Below are 18,112 nucleotides of genomic sequence, written 5' to 3'. Positions count from 1 at the left end.
CCTTCCAGTATGGCGAAGCGGGAGCCCCCGCGCCAGTCCGGCCGGGGGATTTTTTGGCTGATGCCGCGGTGCAATGTTGCAGGAGCATGGCAGGGCCATGACGATTTGCCGTCGACGCCCGCTCGGTGTCCGGGGTATAGGATCCGGCTTGTCCACCGGTTCGACGATCCGGCGGATCCCTGGTTGGCGTCGAGGGTTGGGTCCATCTTGCGTTCTGCGATGTCGGGTCGTCTGGTCGGGGCTGTTCGATGAGCTTCGTGATCGATGACGTGCTGGTCCGCAACGATCCGGCCGGCCTCCGCCTGCCGGTCCTGTTCGATTCGCCGCACAGCGGCAGCGTCTATCCCGCCGACTTCAAGGTGGTCTGCCCGCACGCCCTGCTGCGCCAGGGCGAGGACACCCATGTCGGGGAGCTGTTCGCCGGCGCGCCCGACCATGGCGCTACCCTGCTGTGCGCGCTGTTTCCCCGCACCTGCATCGACGTGAACCGCGCGGTCGACGACATCGACCCGGCGCTGATCGACGGCGACTGGCCGACGCCGCTGCGCCCGACCCCGCGCAGCACGCTGGGCATGGGGCTGATCCGCAAAATGCTGCGTCCGGGTGTGCCGCTCTATGACGGGACGCTGCCGGCCGCGGTGGTGGCCGACCGCATCGACCGCTATTACCGCCCCTACCATGCGCAGATGCGGGCGACGCTGGACGGTCTGGCGGACCGGTTCGGCGCCGTCTGGCACGTCAACTGCCATTCCATGCCGTCGTCGCTGCGGCCGGACGGCCGCGATCCGCTGGCGGTGGATTTCGTCATCGGCGACCGCGACGGCACCACCAGCGAGCCGGGCTTCGTCCGGCTGGTGGCCGACACGCTGCGCGGCTTCGGCCGCCGGGTGGCGATCAACGACCCCTACAAGGGGGTGGAGCTGGTGGCGCGCTACGGCGACCCGGCGCGCGGCCGCCATTCGATCCAGCTGGAGATCAACCGGCGGCTCTACATGGACGAGGAGACGCTGGAGCCCCATGCCGGCTTCGCCCGGCTGAAGGGCGAAATCGACATGCTGATCCGCCGCATCGCCGACCATGCCGGCCAACGGGTCCTGCGCCGCGCAGCGGAGTAGGCGGCCCGCCGCCGGAGCGGCGGACCACGCTGGAACAAGCGGGGCCGGCCTACGCCCTGTGGATCTGGTCGCGCGCGATCTCCAGGAAACGGGCCATCTGCTTCTCGACCCGGTGGTCGGAGATGTCGACCCCCCGGGCATGCAGGTCGGCGGCCAGCTTGTCCCGGATGTCGTGCGGACCGGGCGTGCCGATGTCGGTGTCCACGATCTGGCGGGCATACGCCTCCGCCTCGGCTCCGGACAGTCCCATCAGGTCGGCGGCCCATTCCCCGGCAAGCCGGTCGCGCCGGGCCCGGATGCGGAAGAGCAGGTCCTCGTCGTGCTGGAACTTGTTCTCGAAGGCCTTTTCGCGGTCGTCGAAGGTCGTCATGGGGACCATGGCTCCTTTATTGGTTTCGCTCCCGGATACATGGATTATATAGCCCGGAGGCGGTTGCCGTCACCGTCCCGCCGCGTTACCGCCGCGGATATTATGCAGTGTTTCCTCGGGCGGCGGGATACCCTTGGACACCACAAAACACAAGGCATCGCATGTGCAGCGTGATCCTCCTGCGGCGACCGGACGCAACATGGCCGCTGGTCGTCGCCGGGAACCGCGACGAAATGGCCGGGCGCCCCTGGCAGCCTCCGGCCCGCCACTGGCCCGACCGGCCGAATGTGGTCGCCGGGCTGGACGAGCTGGCGGGCGGCTCCTGGATGGGGCTGAACGACGAGGGGGTGGTTGCGGTCGTCCTCAACCGCTTCGGCACGCTGGGGCCGGAGGACGGCAAGCGGTCGCGCGGCGAGCTGGTGCTGGACGCGCTGGACCATGCCGACGCGGCCGACGCGGCGCGCAGCTTCGCCGACCTCGACATCCGCGCCTACCGCCCGTTCAATCTGGTGATCGCCGACAACCGCGACGCCTTCCTGGTCGTCCATCGTGGCGTCAACCCGCGCCACCGGCCGGAGGTGTCGTCCATTCCGGCCGGCGTCCACATGCTGACCGCCTTCGAGCTGGACGACCCGCAGGATCCGCGCACCGCCTTCTACCGCCCGCTGTTCGAGCACGCCGTTCCGCCGACGCTGGACGCCGCCGACGCCGACTCCTTCGGTTGGGGCGGCTGGCCGGAGCTGATGGGCAGCCGCATCTGGGAAGGCACGCCGGACGAGCGCGGCGCCATGGATTTCCGACTCGCCAGCGGCTTCGGCACCTCGTCGAGCTCGCTGCTCGCCCTGCCGCGGGTCGAGCGGCCGGACCTGAATCCGATCTGGCACTTCGCGCCGGGCCGGCCGCATGCCGTGCCCTATGAGCCCGTCGGTTTGTGAGGCATGCCGGGCTGTCCGGGTCCGGCAACCCCCATCTCAACCCCCGTCGTTGTGTTCGTGCACCCGGCTTGCTATATCACTCAGGCACTTTCCTGGGCCGGCAAGCTCGCTTGACCAGTCCTTACGTATTTGGACGAAGACGCGATGACACGACGCCGGCGCATCTACGAAGGCAAGGCGAAGGTACTCTTCGAAGGGCCGGAACCGGGCACCCTGGTGCAGTACTTCAAGGACGACGCGACCGCCTTCAACAACCAGAAGAAGGGCGTCATCACCGGCAAGGGGGTGCTGAACAACCGCATCTCCGAGTATCTGATGAGCCGTCTGTCCGAGATCGGCGTGCCGACGCACTTCATGCGCCGCCTGAACATGCGCGAGCAGCTGGTGCGCGAGGTGGAGATCATCCCGATCGAGGTGGTGGTGCGCAACGTCGCCGCCGGGTCGCTGTCGCAACGCTTCGGCATTCCGGAAGGCACGCCGCTGCCGCGCTCGATCATCGAGTATTACTACAAGTCGGACGAGCTGAACGACCCGATGGTCTCGGAGGAGCACATCACCGCCTTCGGCTGGGCGGCTCCGCAGGATCTCGACGACATGGTCGCGCTGTCCTTGCGCGTGAACGACTATCTGTCCGGCCTCTTCCTCGGCATCGGCCTGCGGCTGGTGGACTTCAAGCTGGAGTTCGGCCGGCTGTGGGAGAACGAGGAGATGCGGATCGTCCTGGCTGACGAGATCAGCCCGGACAATTGCCGGCTGTGGGACGTCAAGACCAACGAGAAGCTGGACAAGGACCGGTTCCGCCAGGATCTCGGCCGTGTCGAGGAAGCCTACCAGGAGGTCGCGCGGCGCCTCGGCATCCTGCCGGAAGGCGGGCCGAGCGACGTCAAGGGCCCCAAGACCCTCCAGTAACCACCCCTCACCAACCCATCAAAGCGAGCGGACATCCGATGAAGGCCAAGGTTCACGTCACCCTCAAGCGCGGCGTTCTCGACCCCCAGGGCAAGGCCATCGCGCACGCGCTGCACACGCTGGGCTTCGACGGCGTCGAGGACGTCCGCGCCGGCAAGGTGATCGAGCTGCAGCTCAAGAGCACCGACGAGGCCGCCGCCCGCAGCGAGGTCGAGGCGATGTGCACCAAGCTGCTCGCCAACACCGTGATCGAGGACTACGCCATCGAGCTGGTGGCCTGATCCACCCGGTCACAGTCATGCGGGATGTGGAGCGCGGTCGATGAGCGTCGAGCATCTGACCGCGCTCGATCCCATCTTTTCCGAATGCCTGCGCGTCGGCGGCCCGGCGATCCGCGATTTCTCGCGGCCGTCCGGTTTCGTCGGCCTGCTGCGCATGGTGATGGAGCAGCAGCTTTCCACCAGGGTCGCGCTGGCGCTGTGGGCCAAGCTGCAGCAGCGCATGGGCGGTGCCGTCACCCCCGAGGCGATCCTGGCGCTCGACGACGAGAGCCTGCGTGCCTGCGGCTTTTCCCGCCAGAAGATCGGCTATGCCCGCGGACTGGCGGACGCGGTGGCGAGCGGCCGGCTCGACTTCGACGTCATCCACATCCTGCCCGACGAGGAGGCGATCTCCCGGCTCGTCGCGCTGAAGGGCATCGGCCGCTGGAGCGCCGAGGTCTACCTGATGAGCACGCTCGACCGGCCGGACATCTGGCCGATCGGCGATCTGGCGATCCAGCTCGGCGTCCAGCGCCTGAAGGGCTGGGCGGACAAGCCGACGCCCAGGCAGCTGATCGAGGTCGCCGAGCCCTGGCGGCCCTACCGCAGCTTTGCCGCAAGGCTGGTCTGGCACCATTATGTGGCGTTGCAGGAGCAGGCGCGGGCGGCGAGAGTCGTGAAGCCGTCGAGGGCATTGCCCCCTCCCTAGCCCTCCCCCGCTATCGCGGGAGAGGGAACTCCGCCGCTCCTGCACTTACTCCCTCTCCCACCGCAGGTGGGGGGGTTCGGGGAGGGGGCAAGCGCTGCCGAAACCTCACCCCGCCAGCACCGGCAGGGTCCAGCCCGCCAGCGCGATCTCCACCGGCAACCGGGCCAGCACGTCGCCGTCGCCCTGCACCGCGTCGGCGAACACCCCGTCCCCGGCCGGCCCCTCGATCCGCACCCGCCTGGCCGTCACCACCCGGTAGTCCGGGAAATGCGCCAGCCGTCCGGCGGTGACGCCCCAGACATAGCGCAGCGCGTTCAGCCGGCCGCCGCGCGGGAACAGGCAGACATGCAGCTCCGGCGCGGTCAGCCGGGCATCGGGCGCGCAGATGAAGCGGCCGCCGTAGAAATGCCCCTTGGCGACGATCACCGACGCCACCTCCTGCGGTTCGCCGTCGTCCAGGGTGACGCGGTAGCGGTGGTCGGGCCGGATCGCCAGCTGCACCAGCGTTTCCGCCACATAGGCGCCCTTGCCGATCAGCCGCTTCACCCGCGGGTCGACCCGCTCCACCACCCGCGCGTCCAGCCCGACCCCGGCCATCATCGAGAAGACCCGGCCGTTCGCCAGCGCCGGCCAGATCGCCGTCCGCCGCCCGCCGGCGATCGCCGCGGCGATGCGCTCCGCATCCAGCGGCAGGCCGAGCTCGGCGGCCAGCACATTGGCGGTGCCCATCGGCACGATGCCCAGCGCCGGCGCCCTCCCGGACGCAGCGTGCGACGCAAGCCCGTTGATGACCTCGTTGATGGTGCCGTCGCCGCCGGCCGCGACCACGGCATCGACGCTGCCGGGATCGACCGCGCGGGCGAACTCCTCGGCATCGCCGCGCCGGCCGGTCGGCTTGACGTCGACGGTCAGGCCGCGTGCCTCCAGCCGGCCGACCACCGCGCGCAGCCGCCGCGCCCGCCGCCCGCCGGCCGTAGGGTTGTGGATGACCAGCAGCCGCCGCACCGCTCCGTCGGCCGGCCTGGCCGTGGGTCCATCCGTCATGGCGTCAAGTCCGGCCCCGCCGGCCGCCGCATCCCCGATCAACACCGTGTCGCGCACCGATTCGCTCTCCCTGTCCGGCGCGGGGCGCGCCTTGTGTTGCAGAACCATGAAGGGTATGCGGCGATTCCATTGCAGTAAAACTGCGAAGATATGACCATTTCCCGAAATGGTGTGGCGAATAGGTGCGGGCGTTCCAAAACATTGTCAAGATGCCTCTCTTTCATTTATACCGCGTTTGTCTTGGTGGCCTTCGGTCACGGCGACGATGGAGCGGAAGATGGACGCCGTCCCAGCGGTCAAGCGCTACCGCAGTATCTGGATATCCGACGTTCATCTGGGAACGCGCGGCTGTCAGGCGGAACTGCTGCTCGATTTCCTCAAGCACACCGAATCGGATCACCTGTTCCTGGTCGGCGACATCGTCGACGGCTGGCGGCTGAAGAAGACCTGGTACTGGCCGCAGGCCCACAACGACGTGGTGCAGAAGATCATGCGCCGCGCCCGCAAGGGGGTGGAGGTCTATTACATCCCCGGCAACCATGACGAGGCGGCGCGCGACTATGTCGGGCTGCAATTCGGCGGGGTGCATGTGGTGGATGAGTGGATCCACACCACCGCCGATGGTCGCCGGCTGCTGATCACCCACGGCGACCGCTTCGACGCCGTGGTGCGCTATGCCAAGTGGCTGGCCCTGCTGGGCGACCATGCCTATGTCGCGCTGCTGCAGGTCAACACCCTGTTCAACTGGGCGCGGCGCAAGCTTGGGTTCCGCTACTGGTCGCTGTCGGCCTACCTGAAGCACAAGGCCAAGACCGCGGTCGAATTCATCGGCAAGTACGAAGAGGCGCTGGGCGAGGAAGCCCGCCGCCGCAAGGTCGACGGCGTCGTCTGCGGCCACATCCACACCGCCGAGATGCGGGACATCGAAGGAATCCTCTATTGCAACGACGGCGATTGGGTCGAGTCCTGCACCGCCTTGGTCGAGCACGACAGCGGCTTGCTGGAGATCATCCACTGGGCGGAGGTCATGGCCCAGCGCACGCCCGTCCATGGGCCCAGCCCTGCGAAGAGCCCAGCGAAGATCGGGGCGAAGGAACGGGAAGCGGCGTGAACATCCTGATCGTCAGCGACGCCTGGCACCCGCAGGTGAACGGCGTCGTGCGCACCATCGGCACCGTCCGGCGCGAGTTGGAGGCGATGGGCCAGAGGGTCGAGGTGATCGGCCCCGACCGTTTCCGCACCCTGCCCATGCCGACATATCCGGAAATCCGTCTGGCGCTGGGCGCCAGGCGCCGGCTGTGGGCGATGATCGAGGCGATGCGGCCGGACTGCATCCACATCGCCACCGAAGGGCCGCTCGGCTTCGCCGCCCGCGCCTATTGTCTGAAGCATGGCAAGCCCTTCACCACCGCCTATCACACCCGCTTTCCCGAATATGTCCGCGACCGCGCGCCGATCCCGCTGGCGCTGTCCTATGCGGTGGTCCGCCGTTTCCACAAGCCGTCCTCGGCGGTGATGGTGGCGACCCAGACCATCGAGGATGCACTGACCTCGCGCGGGTTCGCCAACATCCGGCGCTGGACCCGCGGCGTCGACACCGATCTGTTCCATCCCCGCGACAAGGGCTTTCTTGACCTGCCGCGCCCGGTGTCGATGTATGTCGGCCGCGTCGCGGTGGAAAAGAACCTGGAGGATTTCCTGCGCCTCGACCTGCCCGGCAGCAAGGTGGTGGTCGGCGACGGCCCGGCGCGGGAGGAATTGCAGCGCAAATATCCCGGCGTCCATTGGGTCGGCGCCAAGCATGGCGAGGAGCTGGCGCAATATTACGCTGCCGCCGACGTCTTCGTCTTCCCGTCGCGCACCGACACCTTCGGGCTGGTCCTGCTGGAGGCGCTGGCGTCCGGCGTTCCGGTCGCCGCTTATCCGGTGCCTGGACCGCTGGATGTCGTCGACGGCTCCGGCGCCGGCTGCCTGGACGAGGATCTGAAGCGCGCGGTCGAAGGGGCGCTGGCGATCCCGGCGGAGAAATGCCGCGACTATGCGCTGGGCTATTCCTGGCGCCGCTCGGCCGAGCAGTTCCTGTCCAACCTGCGCCCCTTCAACTGAGGGGCGGCTGCCCGGTCTGGGTGCGGCCATGGACGCGGCCATGGATCCGGTAGCGGAGGAACAGCCGCGTCCGCGTCCGGGCGTCGTCCATCAGTGGGACGATTGCGAGCAGGACCAGGAAGGCGGCCAGCGGCAGCGTGGTGACGTAGCCGGCATTGTGGAAGCCGACCGCCCCGGCGGTGCCGCCCAGGCAGAAGGCCGCCAGCAGCGACAGCAGCAGGCCGAGCCGCCGCCAATCGGTGCGCACCGGCCGGTAGCGCGCCGATTCCCGGCCGAGATTGATGTAGACCAGCTTGCCCAGTTCGATCCCGATGTCGGTGACGATCCCGGTCATGTGGGTGGTGCGGATCTCGGCGTTCGAGATCTTGGTGATGATGGCGTTCTGCAACCCCATGATGAAGCACAGCAGCAGGACGGTCAGCGGCGTGAACAGCGCCCGGTGGTCCTCCAGGCTGTTGCCCAGCAGCCCGAAGGCCAGCAGCAGCAGGGCCTCCCAGAACAGCGGGTAGGCATAGGCGCTGTGCATCCGGTGGTGGCGCCCCCAGTTGATGAGGATCGTCGAATAGGCGGCGCCCGAGACGAAGGCGGCCACCGACGCCACCCCGGCGGCCAGCGCCGTCAGGTTGCCCAGCACCAGATTGTCGGCCACCGACGAGACGATGCCGGACATGTGCGAGGTGTATTGCAGCACGGCGAGGAAGCCGCCGGCATTGATCGCCCCGGCGACGAAGGCGAGCGAGACGCCGAGATGGATGTTGGCCCGTCTCGTCCGCTTGCTCTCCGAAAGCGCGCGAAGGTAGGACACCGGCATGCTGCACCGCGCAAGGCAAAGGGTTCGCGCCGCAGGATAGCCGATGGGCGCGACGCGGAACACTGCGGCGGGGGAGGGGCTGGGGTGCTGCGGTGAGGCGGATCGGCGCACCTGCGGGGGGCTGTCCCTTTCTTTGGCGGCTGTCCCTTCCCTTGGCGTCGGTCCCGCTTCATGCTGTCCTGTCCGCACGCCACACCCCGCCCGAGGTCTCCGCCCATGACCCCCGAATTCCTCATCACCTCCCTCATCGTCGTCGCGTCGCCCGGGACGGGCGTGTTGCTGACGCTGGCCGCCGGGCTGTCGCGGGGCGCGCGGGCCAGCACGGTCACGGCGTTCGGCTGCACGCTGGGGATCGTGCCGCACATGGCGGCGGCGATGCTCGGGCTGGCGGCGCTGCTGCACACCAGCGCGGTGGCCTTCCAGGGGCTGAAGATCCTGGGCGTGCTCTATCTGCTCTACATGGCCTGGGCGACGCTGAAGGAGCAGGGGGCGCTGAGCGTCGCGGCGGATGCCGGGCCGGGTGCCGAGGGGGCGCCGCCGCTGTCGGCCGGGCGGACGATCCTGCGGGCGGTGCTGGTCAATGTGCTGAACCCGAAGCTGTCGATCTTCTTCCTGGCCTTCCTGCCGCAGTTCGTCAGCGATGCCGATCCGCAGCCGCTCGCCCGCATGCTGGAACTCGGCGGCGTGTTCATGGCGCTGACTTTCGCGGTGTTCGCCGTCTACGGCCTGTTCGCCGCTGCGGTGCGCGACCGGGTGGTGTCGCGCCCGCGGGTGATGGCCTGGATGCGCCGCAGCTTCGCCGCCGCCTTCGCCGCGCTGGGTGTCAAGCTGGCGCTGGCGGAGCGGTGAGGCGGGATTTGTCCGGCCTGACGGTCAGGACTATATTTGACAAGAAATCTGTCAGGATGCGCCGATATGAACATGGTCCCTCTCGCCGATGCCAAGGCCCATCTCGGCGATCTGATCGCGCAGGCGGAAGCGGGTGAAACGGTCTGCATCACCAAGCGGGGAAAGCCCGTCGCCCAGTTGACGGCGGTGCAGCCGCGCCGTCGGCCGATTTCCCTGGCCGAGCTTCAGGCGGTTACCGACGCCATGCCGATGCAGTCGGAAAGTGCCGGCGATTTCGTCCGCGGCATGCGTGACGGCGAGCGCTATTGAGCAGCTACCTCGACACATCGCTGGTGGTCGCGGCACTGACCAACGAAGCCGCCACCGCGCGTGTGCAGTCATGGCTTCATCGGCAGGATCCAGGCGATCTCCTGATCAGCCCATGGGTGGTGACGGAGGTCTCGTCGGCCCTGGCGATCAAGCTGCGCACCGGGCAGATTGCCGTCGACCATCGCGCGGCGGCGTTGGCGCTGTTCACCCGTCTTTGCGCTGAGACCTTCACCAGCCTTCCGGTCGAAGCGGCTCATTTTCGGACGGCGGCCCGCTTCGCCGACCAGCATATGCTTGGATTGCGGGCCGGCGATGCTTTGCATCTCGCCGTCGCGGCGGAAGCCGGAGCCTGCCTGTGTACGCTCGACCGCCGTCTGGCGGATGCCGGACTTACGCTCGGGATCGAAACATTCTCACCGTAAGGCTGCCCCGTGCTAAGGTGCCGCCGGGCGCGCGGCCGGTGTTCCGTATCAGGGGGACCGGCAACGCGCCCGTTGTCGTACGTCTCCAGTTCCGGGCCTCGATGCTGCAATCCCTCTACCGTGGCCTGACGACCGTCGCCGGACCGGCGGTGCGCCTCTATCTCGACCGCCGCCGCGCTGCCGGCAAGGAAGACCCCGCGCGCCAGGCCGAGCGGTTCGGCATGCCCTCGCACCCGCGGCCGGCCGGCCCGCTGGTTTGGATCCATGCCGCCAGCGTGGGCGAGGCGAACTCGGTCCTGGTGCTGGTCGGCCGGCTGCTGGACGCGGCGCCCGAGCTCAGCGTGCTGATGACCACCGGCACCGTCACCTCGGCCGAGCTGATGGGGCGGCGGCTGCCGGAGCGCGCCATCCACCAATATGTCCCGGTCGACCTGCCCGATGCGGTGGACCGCTTCCTCGACCATTGGCGGCCCGACGCCGTGCTGTGGACGGAATCGGAGATCTGGCCGAACCTGCTGGCCGGCATCCGCGCCCGCGCCGTGCCGGCCGCCCTGGTCAATGCCCGCATGTCAGAGCGCAGCTTCGGGCGCTGGCGCAACGCGCCGGGCCTGATCGGCGGGCTGTTGTCCACCTTCCAGGTCACGCTTGCCCAGACGGAGGGCGATGCGGAGCGGCTGCGCCGGCTGGGGGCGGCCGGCGTCGCCAGTGTCGGCAACCTGAAATTCTCCGCCGAGCCGCCGCCCGCTGCGGATGGGGCGATGGAGCCGCTGCGCGCCGCGCTGGACGGCCGGCTGGTCTGGCTGCTCGCCAGTTCCCACCCGGGGGAGGACGAGATCGCCGCGGCGGTGCATGCCTCGCTGGCGCCGGCATTGCCCGGCCTGCTGACCGTCATCGTTCCCCGCCATGCCCACCGGGGCGAAGCCGTCGCCGAGCTGATGCGGGCGCGCGGGCTTTCGGTGCTGCAACGGACGGGGGAGCTGCTGCTGCCGCGGCCGGACCATGCCGTCTATGTCGCCGACACGATGGGCGAGCTGGGCCTGTTCTACCGCGCCGCGCCGGTGGTGTGCATGGGCGGTTCCTTCATTCCCCATGGCGGGCAGAACCCGGTGGAGCCGGCCCAGCTCGGCTGTGCGGTGCTCTATGGCCCGCACATGTTCAATTTCGGCGAGATCACCCACAAGCTGGAGGCAGCCGGCGGCGCCCTGCCGGTGGCGGACGGCGACGCCCTGACCCGCGAAACCCGCCGGCTGCTGACCGACGACCGGGCGCGCGAACGCATCGTCGCGGGCGCGGCGCGGGTGACGGCGGACAACCGGCGGATCATCGACCGGGCGCTGGGGGCGCTGTCGCCGGTGCTGGGCGCCGCCGGCATCCGGACGGCCGCCTGAGGGAAGCCTTGCCTGTGAAGACGTCGCCGTGAAGACCCCCGCCTTCTGGTATCGGCCGCCCGGCCTCGCCTCGGCCCTGCTGGCGCCGCTGGGGGCGCTCTATGGGCTGGCGGGACGGCGGCGGATCGCCGGAACGGTGCCGCGCCGGGTCGGGGCGCCGGTCGTCTGCGTCGGCAATCTGGTGGCGGGCGGCGCCGGCAAGACGCCGGTCGGGCTGGCGCTGATCGCCGCGCTGCGCGACCGCGGCGTCCGCGTCCATGCCCTGACCCGCGGCCATGGCGGGCGGCAGGCCGGCCCCCTGCCGGTCGAGCCGGCCCGACACACCCCGGCCGATGTCGGTGACGAGGCGCTGCTGCTGGCTGAAGCCGCCCCCTGCTGGGTGGCGCGCGACCGTGTGGCGGGGGCTGAGCGGGCGGTGGCTGCCGGGGCCGGGATCATCGTGATGGACGACGGCTTCCAGAATCCGGCGCTGCACAAGGATCTGGCGTTGATCGTCGCCGATGGCGCCGTCGGCTTCGGCAACGGCCGGCTGGTGCCGGCAGGGCCCTTGCGCGAACGGGTGGCCGACGGGCTGGCCCGCGCCGACGCGCTGGTGATCCTGGGCGAGGACCGCCACGGGCTGGCGGCGCTGGCCGGCGGGCGTCCCGTGCTGCATGGCAGGCTGGAGCCCGATCCGCAGGCCGCCGCCGGGCTGGCCGGCCACGAGGTGCTGGCCTTCGCCGGCATCGGCAGGCCGGAGAAGTTCTTCGCGACGCTGGAGGCGCTCGGCGCCCGCGTGGTGGAGCGGGTGTCCTTTGCCGACCATCATCCCTATCGTCCGGCCGAGGTCGCGGCCCTGATCGACCGTGCCGCCGCGCTGGGGGCTCTGCCCGTCACCACCGCCAAGGACGCCGTGCGGCTGCCGCCGGACCTGCGGGGACAGGTGCGCGTCCTGCCGGTGTCGGTGCGCTGGGCACCGGAAGGGGCGGAGGTGCTGGCCGCCCTGCTGGACCCGTTGCTGCTGAGAGGAAAGCCCGATGGCGAAGCCGCGTAGCCCGTTCCGGCAATGGCTGACCCGCCATGTCGGCTATCCGCTGGAAGGGATGCTGATCCATGGCGTCAATGCTCTGTTCCGGGCGCTGCCGCTCGACCGCGCGTCGGCGCTGGGCGGACGGATCGCGCGGACGGTGGGGCCGTGGCTGCCCGGCGACGCCCGTGCCCGCCGTAACCTGACCCGTGTCTTTCCTGAGAAGCCGAAGGCGGAGATCGACGCGATCCTGCAGGACATGTGGGACAATCTCGGCCGTACCGTCGCCGAATATCCGCATCTGGAGCAGATCGGCCGCGAACGGGTGGAGGTGATCGGCATCGAGCATGTCGACGCGTTGCGCGAGGATGGGCGTGCCGGCATCGTGGTTTCCGGCCATCTCGCCAACTGGGAGGTGCAGTCCGTCATCGCCCGCCTGAATGGGCTGGAGGTGGGGGTGGTCTACCGGGCGCCCAACAACCCGATCGTCGGCAAATTGCTGGTGAAGCTGCGCGGGGCCGCGACCGACACCCATATCCCGAAGGGGCCGGACGGTGCCCGCCTCCTGTTGCGATACCTGTCGAAGGGCGGCCATGTCGGCATGCTGATCGACCAGAAGATGAACGACGGCATCCCGATCCCCTTCTTCGGCCGTGATGCGATGACCGCGCCGGCGGCCGCCCTCCTTGGCATGAAGCTGAAGCTGCCACTGTGCGCAGCCCGGACCGAGCGGCTGGAGGGCGCCCGTTTCCGCTACACCATCCTGCCGCCGGAGGCATACCCGACCAGCGGAGACCGCAACGCCGATGCGCGGATTGTGATGGAACGGCTGAACCGTCTGCTGGAGGATTGGATCCGCGAAAGGCCGGCGCAATGGCTTTGGATTCATCGCCGCTGGCCCGACTGACGCCTTACCGCTCCACCGTTCATCCGAAGGTCCGCCTGCGATGCCGCTGCCGCTCGACCCCCATCTGCTGCAACTCTATCTGGTCGCCGTCTGCGTGCTGATCCTGGCGCCGGGACCGGATTCGCTGCTGGTGCTGACCCGCAGCATCGCCGACGGGCGGCAGGCCGGGGTGGTTGCGACCCTGGGCATCTGCGTCGGCAACACCGTCCATTCGCTGCTGGCCGCCGCCGGCATCTCCGCCCTGATCGCGGCGTCGTCCGCCCTGTTCGACCTGCTGCGCTATGCCGGCGGCGCCTATCTGGCCTGGATCGGCCTGCGGTCGCTGTGGAGCGTCTGGGCCAGCCGCGGCCGGCCGGCGGATGCCGTGGCGGCGGTTCCGGCCCCGGCCCCGGCCGGGCGGGTGTTCGTCCAGGCGCTGGCCACCAACCTGCTGAACCCGAAGGTCATCCTGTTCCAGCTGGCCTTCGTGCCGCAATTCATCGCCCCGGCGCTGGGCCATGTCGCCTTGCAGACCTTCATCCTCGGCAACATCATCTCGGTGGCCGGAGGCGTCTATCTGGTCGGCATCGCCGCCCTCAGTGCCGGGGCCGCCCGCCGCGTGCTCGCCAGTCCGCGGGTGCGCACTGCGCTCGACGCCGTTGCCGGGGTGCTGTTCCTCGGCTTCGCGTTGCGGCTGCTGCTGACGGACCGCAAGTTCGCATAAGGGACCGGCATAGGGGATTGGGCGAGGGGGATTGGGCGAGCGGGCTCACCACAGATCCTCCTCATCCTCCGTCCCGGTGTCGACGTCGAAGGTGACGGCCTGGCGGACCACTGGGTGATTGTCCTTCCACTCCTCGAAATCCGACACCAGCGCCGGACGGATGCCCAGCGCCAGCACCGGGCAGCCGCCGCCGCGGCCGGCATCCAGCCGGTACAGCAGCTTCTTCATCCAGGTGGTGCTGGCGCCGTACTTGTTCTGGAAATTCTTCATCTCCACCCGCCGCGCCACCTCGGTGAACAGCGGGATCAGCTCGGCGCTGCGGGTCAGCAGGACGCCGGCGCTGATGATGCCGCACTCGTAGAAGGTGCGGGCGGCGTAGAGATCGCGGTCGAAGGTCTGGTCCTTGCTGTTCCATTCCAGGTCGAAGGACACGCGCCCCTTCACGAAGTCGATCTTGTGCCCGTCGATGAAGCCGTTGACCTTGTACAGCTCCTCGCGCTGGCGCTGCTCGGTCACCGTCTGGCCGCGGTTCTTGCCGGCGACGCGGCGTTTTTCTTCGTGCGTCACGATCATCTTGGTGATGAACAGGTCGCCGCGGATGCGCGTCTCGTTCCAGCCCAGCGGATTCAGCATCCGCTCCATCGTCTTGGCGATCTGCGACTTGTTCCCGCCCGACGCGACGATGTCCTCGGTGCGGATGCGGAACTCCATCAGCCTTTCGGTGATCTCGCGGAACTCGGCGGTGCAGGCATGGGCCAGGATGCGGGCGGCGTTGCGGTAGCTGTGCACCTCGTACAGGTCGAGGAAGCCCGGCGGGAACAGGTCGCCCAGGTCGGGATCCCGCGCCTCGATCAGCGGGGCCTTGTCATGGATGCAGGCAAGCAGGTTCATCGGGACACGGGCGCCGGGGTGGAAAACGGCGCCACCATGGCGGTTGCGGCTGCGCAAATCCACCCTTTCCGCAAGATCGGAGGTGCCGTCACGAACCCGTCCTCCCGAACTGGCGGGCATTCCGGCACCTATGGTAAGGTCAACGCTCGCCGGGGTGGAAAGACGCGCGTCAAACGCGCCAAGGGACCGTGATGAGCGACGAATTCCTGTTCGCGGAGGAGGAGCCTGCGGCCGAAGCGGTGGCGGAGGCTGCCGAACCGGCCGAACCCTGGCTGATCCTGATCGTCGACGACGACCCGGCCATCCACGCCACCACCAAGATGGTGCTGCGCGGCTTCGCCTTCGAAGGCCGTCCGGCGCAGTTCCTCTCGGCCGCCACCGCGGCGGAGGCCCGCAGGGTGCTGCGCGACAACCCGGCCATCGCGGTGATCCTGCTCGACGTCGTGATGGAATCCGACGATGCCGGTTTGCGGCTGGTCCGCTACATCCGCAGCGAGCTGGACAACCGCCGCGTCCGCATCATCCTGCGCACCGGCCAGCCGGGGCAGGCGCCGGAACGCGACGTCATCCTCAGCTACGACATCAACGACTACAAGTCGAAGACCGAGCTGACGGCGCAGAAGCTGTTCACCTCCGTCGTTGCGGCGCTGCGCGGCTACCAGGACATCACCGCGATCGAGGATCACCGCGAGGGGCTGGAGCGCATCCTGGACGCCTCCTCCGCCCTGCTCGGCAAGCGGACGATGGTGGAGTTCATGCGCCGTGCCGTGGCGCAGATCGTCGGCGTCTGTCCGCCGGGCGACGGGGTGGCGCTGGTCGGCCGTCTGTGCGACGGACAGCAGCCGGCCGAGCCGCTGGTGCTGGGCGGCGCCGGCCGCCATGCCGGGATGGAGGGGACGCCGCTGGTCCTGGCCCTGCCGGCCGAGGCGGTGCAGGCGGTGACGGCGGCGCTGGCCGATGGCCGCAACCGCTACGAACGCGGGCACAGCGTGCTGGTTTTCCGCTCCGCCACCCGGCGTCACGACACCGTGGTCTATCTGGGCCATGGCCGCGCGCCGACCGCCGACGAGCGCCGGCTGCTGGAAGTGTTCTGCGCCAAGGTTGCCATCGGATTCGACAATGCGCATCTCTACGAGGAACTGACGGAGCTGAACCGCAGCCTGGAGCGCCAGGTCGCCGACCGCACCCGCGATCTGGTGGCGGCGCGCGAGGCGGCGGAGGCGGCGCGGCGGGAGGCGGAAGCGGCCAACCAGGCGAAATCGCTGTTCCTGGCGACCATGAGCCACGAAATCCGCACGCCGATGAACGGCATCCAGGGCATGCTGGAACTGCTGGAGCACACCAGCCTGACCGGCGACCAGCGCGAGCTGGTCGGCGTTGTGCGGGACTCGGCTGGTGCGCTGCTGACCATCATCAACGACATCCTCGATTTTTCGAAGATCGAGGCCGGACGGCTGGATCTGGAGCGGGTGCCGGTCTCGCTGGCGGGCGTTGTGGAGGGGGTGGCCGACACGCTGGCTCCGGCTGCGCGGGCCAAGGGGCTGTCGCTGGTCACCTATGTCGATCCCGACCTGCCGGCGGCGGTGCTGGGCGACCCGGTGCGCATCCGGCAGGTCCTGGTCAATCTGGTCGGCAACGCGGTGAAGTTCACCCAGTCCGGTTCGGTGACCGTGCGGGTGGGACTGGCGCGTTTCGACGGCGACCGCGTCACCATCCGGATGGCGGTGACGGACACCGGAATCGGCATCTCGGCGGAAAACCAGATCCGCCTGTTCCGCCCCTTCACCCAGGCCGAGGCGTCGACCACCCGGCGTTTCGGCGGCACCGGGCTGGGGCTGTCGATCTGCCGGCGGCTGGCCGAGCTGATGGGCGGCGACATCGGCGTCACCAGCGGGCTGGATGCCGGCTCCACCTTCTGGTTCACCTTCACCGCCGATCTGGTCCCGGTCGAGGCTGAGTCCGTCGCCGGGGCGGCATGGGTGCCGCTGCAGGGCGTGACCGTCCTGCTGCTGGTGGCGGACGCGGAGGAGCGCGGCTTCCTTGCCCGTTACCTGAACAGCGACGGCGCCCAGGTGGCCGAGGCGGTGGACGGCGACGCGGCGCTCCGCATCCTGCTGCCGAACGCCGCCTGCGACGTGCTGGTCTCCACCATGGGCACCGATCTCGCGGCTCTGGACGGCGACCCGCGAGGGCGGGTGCGCGGGCGGGTGCTGATCGGCGGCACGGTGAATGGCGGCGATGCGACGGAGGATGCGAGGACGGTGTCTCTCAGCCGACCGGTGCGGCGTGCCGGGCTAGTGCGTGCCGTTCTGACTGCCGCCGGGCGGGCGGGGGAGGGCGGCCGCATCGATCCCGCTCCGGCCCCCGAACCCGCAGCCCCCGCCGCCGGCCGGCGCCGCCTGCCATCCGTGGAGGAGGCGCGGGCCAGGGGCCGCCTGATCCTGGTGGCGGAGGATCATCCGACCAACCGGCAGGTCATCCAGCGTCAGCTGACCCTGCTTGGCCATGCGATGGAGACGGCGGAGGATGGTGTCCAGGCGCTGGCGCTGTGGCGGGCCGGCGGACACGGCCTGCTGCTGACCGACTGCCAGATGCCGGAGATGGACGGTATCGAACTGGCCCACAGCATCCGAGCAGCGGAGGTGGCGGCCGGCGACGGCACGCGGCTTCCCATCGTCGCGATCACCGCCAACGCGACGGAGAACGAGGCGCAGCGGTGCCTGTCCGCAGGGATGGACGGCACGCTGGCGAAGCCGGTCAGCCTTGCCGATCTGCGCCGGGTGCTCGACCGTTACCTGCCGGCGCCTGACTGTAGCGAAGATGACTGCGGCGAAGATGGCTTGAGGGAAGGCATGCCCGACGAGCCGGAGCCGGACGATGCCCCCCTTGCGGCCGATCAGAAGTTGGGTGATCCGCAGTTGGATGATGCGTCGATGGCCGCCGCTCATGAGAACGCCATCCGGCGGGCCGACCTGCCGCCGCTCGATATCGGGGCGCTGACCGCGCTGTTCGACGGCGATGCGGAGTTCGTGCGGCATCTGCTGGGCGAGTTCGTCACCTCCAACCGCGCCTCCCATCGCTGGCTGGCCGATGCGCTGGCCGGGGAGATCTGGGACGAGGTGCGGCAGGCGGCGCACAAGCTGGCCGGATCCTCGCGCACCGTCGGCGCCCGCGACCTCGCCGACGCCGCCGCCGAGGTTGAACTGGCGGTGATCGACCGCCGGCTGGACGGCATCGCCGCCCTGGTCGCCCGTGTCGGCGCCGAGCTGGACTACGTCGTCGCCCATATCGAAGCCGGCTGAATCCTCCCGCCGGGCAGCTGTAGCGAAACCGACACGACCGCCGGCTTGTCGCCTTTGCGACAAGGTTGCGGTGCAT

At 69.4% G+C, this 18,112-nt stretch carries 19 protein-coding genes; 15 read left to right on the top strand and 4 right to left on the bottom strand.

Annotation, left to right across the window (positions count from 1 at the left end; genetic code table 11):
• Positions 1–248 precede the first annotated feature (248 nt).
• Positions 249–1,115, top strand: a complete 867-nt coding sequence (locus AL072_RS01220; protein ID WP_045581848.1) for an N-formylglutamate amidohydrolase — start codon at positions 249–251, stop codon at positions 1,113–1,115.
• 49 nt (positions 1,116–1,164) lie between these two features.
• Here AL072_RS01220 and AL072_RS01215 read toward each other — a convergent pair whose 3' ends face one another.
• Positions 1,165–1,485, bottom strand: coding sequence for a DUF1476 domain-containing protein (locus AL072_RS01215; RefSeq protein ID WP_045582612.1), 321 nt, complete (start codon positions 1,483–1,485; stop codon positions 1,165–1,167).
• A gap of 161 nt (positions 1,486–1,646) precedes the next feature.
• On the opposite strand from AL072_RS01215, the gene AL072_RS01210 reads away from it, so the two are divergent.
• The 4 genes from AL072_RS01210 (at position 1,647) to AL072_RS01195 (ending at position 4,298) form a co-directional block, all read left to right on the top strand.
• Entirely contained in the window at positions 1,647–2,420 is a 774-nt protein-coding gene (locus AL072_RS01210) for an NRDE family protein (RefSeq protein WP_045581849.1), read from the top strand.
• A gap of 144 nt (positions 2,421–2,564) precedes the next feature.
• Positions 2,565–3,329 (top strand): phosphoribosylaminoimidazolesuccinocarboxamide synthase, encoded by a 765-nt coding sequence (purC, locus tag AL072_RS01205; RefSeq protein ID WP_045581850.1) that lies wholly within the window; start codon positions 2,565–2,567, stop codon positions 3,327–3,329.
• Between the two features lie 38 nt (positions 3,330–3,367).
• Positions 3,368–3,610: a phosphoribosylformylglycinamidine synthase subunit PurS gene (purS, locus tag AL072_RS01200; protein ID WP_045581851.1), complete on the top strand. Its 243-nt coding sequence runs from the start codon at positions 3,368–3,370 to the stop codon at positions 3,608–3,610.
• 40 nt (positions 3,611–3,650) lie between these two features.
• Positions 3,651–4,298: a DNA-3-methyladenine glycosylase family protein gene (locus AL072_RS01195; protein WP_045581852.1), complete on the top strand. Its 648-nt coding sequence runs from the start codon at positions 3,651–3,653 to the stop codon at positions 4,296–4,298.
• 105 nt (positions 4,299–4,403) lie between these two features.
• On the opposite strand, the gene AL072_RS01190 is transcribed toward AL072_RS01195, so the two are convergent.
• On the bottom strand, positions 4,404–5,450 hold the full coding sequence (locus AL072_RS01190; RefSeq protein WP_245636718.1) for a diacylglycerol/lipid kinase family protein: 1,047 nt from the start codon (positions 5,448–5,450) through the stop codon (positions 4,404–4,406).
• 169 nt (positions 5,451–5,619) lie between these two features.
• Between AL072_RS01190 and AL072_RS01185 the strand changes: the two genes are divergently transcribed.
• Positions 5,620–6,453, top strand: a complete 834-nt coding sequence (locus AL072_RS01185; protein WP_045581853.1) for a UDP-2,3-diacylglucosamine diphosphatase — start codon at positions 5,620–5,622, stop codon at positions 6,451–6,453.
• Complete coding sequence (locus tag AL072_RS01180; protein WP_045581854.1) at positions 6,450–7,448, top strand: glycosyltransferase family 4 protein; 999 nt, start codon at positions 6,450–6,452, stop codon at positions 7,446–7,448. Before AL072_RS01185 ends, AL072_RS01180 begins: the two co-directional genes overlap by 4 nt.
• On the opposite strand, the gene AL072_RS01175 is transcribed toward AL072_RS01180, so the two are convergent.
• Positions 7,441–8,259, bottom strand: coding sequence for a YoaK family protein (locus AL072_RS01175; protein ID WP_045581855.1), 819 nt, complete (start codon positions 8,257–8,259; stop codon positions 7,441–7,443). The genes AL072_RS01180 and AL072_RS01175 overlap by 8 nt on opposite strands.
• 216 nt (positions 8,260–8,475) lie before the next feature.
• On the opposite strand from AL072_RS01175, the gene AL072_RS01170 reads away from it, so the two are divergent.
• The 7 genes from AL072_RS01170 (at position 8,476) to AL072_RS01140 (ending at position 13,843) form a co-directional block, all read left to right on the top strand.
• Positions 8,476–9,108, top strand: coding sequence for a LysE family translocator (locus AL072_RS01170; protein WP_045581856.1), 633 nt, complete (start codon positions 8,476–8,478; stop codon positions 9,106–9,108).
• Positions 9,109–9,174: 66 nt separating this feature from the next.
• Positions 9,175–9,417 carry a type II toxin-antitoxin system Phd/YefM family antitoxin gene (locus AL072_RS01165; protein ID WP_045581857.1) on the top strand — a complete coding sequence of 81 codons (243 nt, stop codon included), beginning with the start codon at positions 9,175–9,177 and terminating at the stop codon, positions 9,415–9,417.
• Positions 9,414–9,839, top strand: a complete 426-nt coding sequence (locus tag AL072_RS01160; RefSeq protein ID WP_045581858.1) for a type II toxin-antitoxin system VapC family toxin — start codon at positions 9,414–9,416, stop codon at positions 9,837–9,839. The genes AL072_RS01165 and AL072_RS01160 overlap by 4 nt, the downstream gene beginning before the upstream one ends.
• A gap of 101 nt (positions 9,840–9,940) precedes the next feature.
• Positions 9,941–11,227, top strand: coding sequence for a 3-deoxy-D-manno-octulosonic acid transferase (locus tag AL072_RS01155; protein WP_045581859.1), 1,287 nt, complete (start codon positions 9,941–9,943; stop codon positions 11,225–11,227).
• A gap of 28 nt (positions 11,228–11,255) precedes the next feature.
• Positions 11,256–12,260 carry a tetraacyldisaccharide 4'-kinase gene (gene lpxK, locus AL072_RS01150; protein WP_045581860.1) on the top strand — a complete coding sequence of 335 codons (1,005 nt, stop codon included), beginning with the start codon at positions 11,256–11,258 and terminating at the stop codon, positions 12,258–12,260.
• On the top strand, positions 12,244–13,140 hold the full coding sequence (locus AL072_RS01145; RefSeq protein ID WP_045581861.1) for an LpxL/LpxP family acyltransferase: 897 nt from the start codon (positions 12,244–12,246) through the stop codon (positions 13,138–13,140). The genes lpxK and AL072_RS01145 overlap by 17 nt, the downstream gene beginning before the upstream one ends.
• Before the next feature lie 40 nt (positions 13,141–13,180).
• Positions 13,181–13,843, top strand: coding sequence for a LysE family translocator (locus AL072_RS01140; protein ID WP_045581862.1), 663 nt, complete (start codon positions 13,181–13,183; stop codon positions 13,841–13,843).
• Between the two features lie 45 nt (positions 13,844–13,888).
• On the opposite strand, the gene AL072_RS01135 is transcribed toward AL072_RS01140, so the two are convergent.
• A complete protein-coding gene (locus AL072_RS01135; protein ID WP_245636717.1) occupies positions 13,889–14,797 on the bottom strand; it encodes a BglII/BstYI family type II restriction endonuclease in 909 nt (302 codons plus the stop codon).
• A gap of 128 nt (positions 14,798–14,925) precedes the next feature.
• Between AL072_RS01135 and AL072_RS01130 the strand changes: the two genes are divergently transcribed.
• Positions 14,926–18,036: a hybrid sensor histidine kinase/response regulator gene (locus AL072_RS01130; protein WP_045581863.1), complete on the top strand. Its 3,111-nt coding sequence runs from the start codon at positions 14,926–14,928 to the stop codon at positions 18,034–18,036.
• Positions 18,037–18,112 lie beyond the last annotated feature (76 nt).

The sequence above is a fragment of the Azospirillum thiophilum genome (assembly GCF_001305595.1).
GTDB classification, from domain to species: Bacteria; Pseudomonadota; Alphaproteobacteria; order Azospirillales; family Azospirillaceae; genus Azospirillum; species Azospirillum thiophilum.
This window is presented reverse-complemented; position numbering and strand designations above follow the sequence as displayed.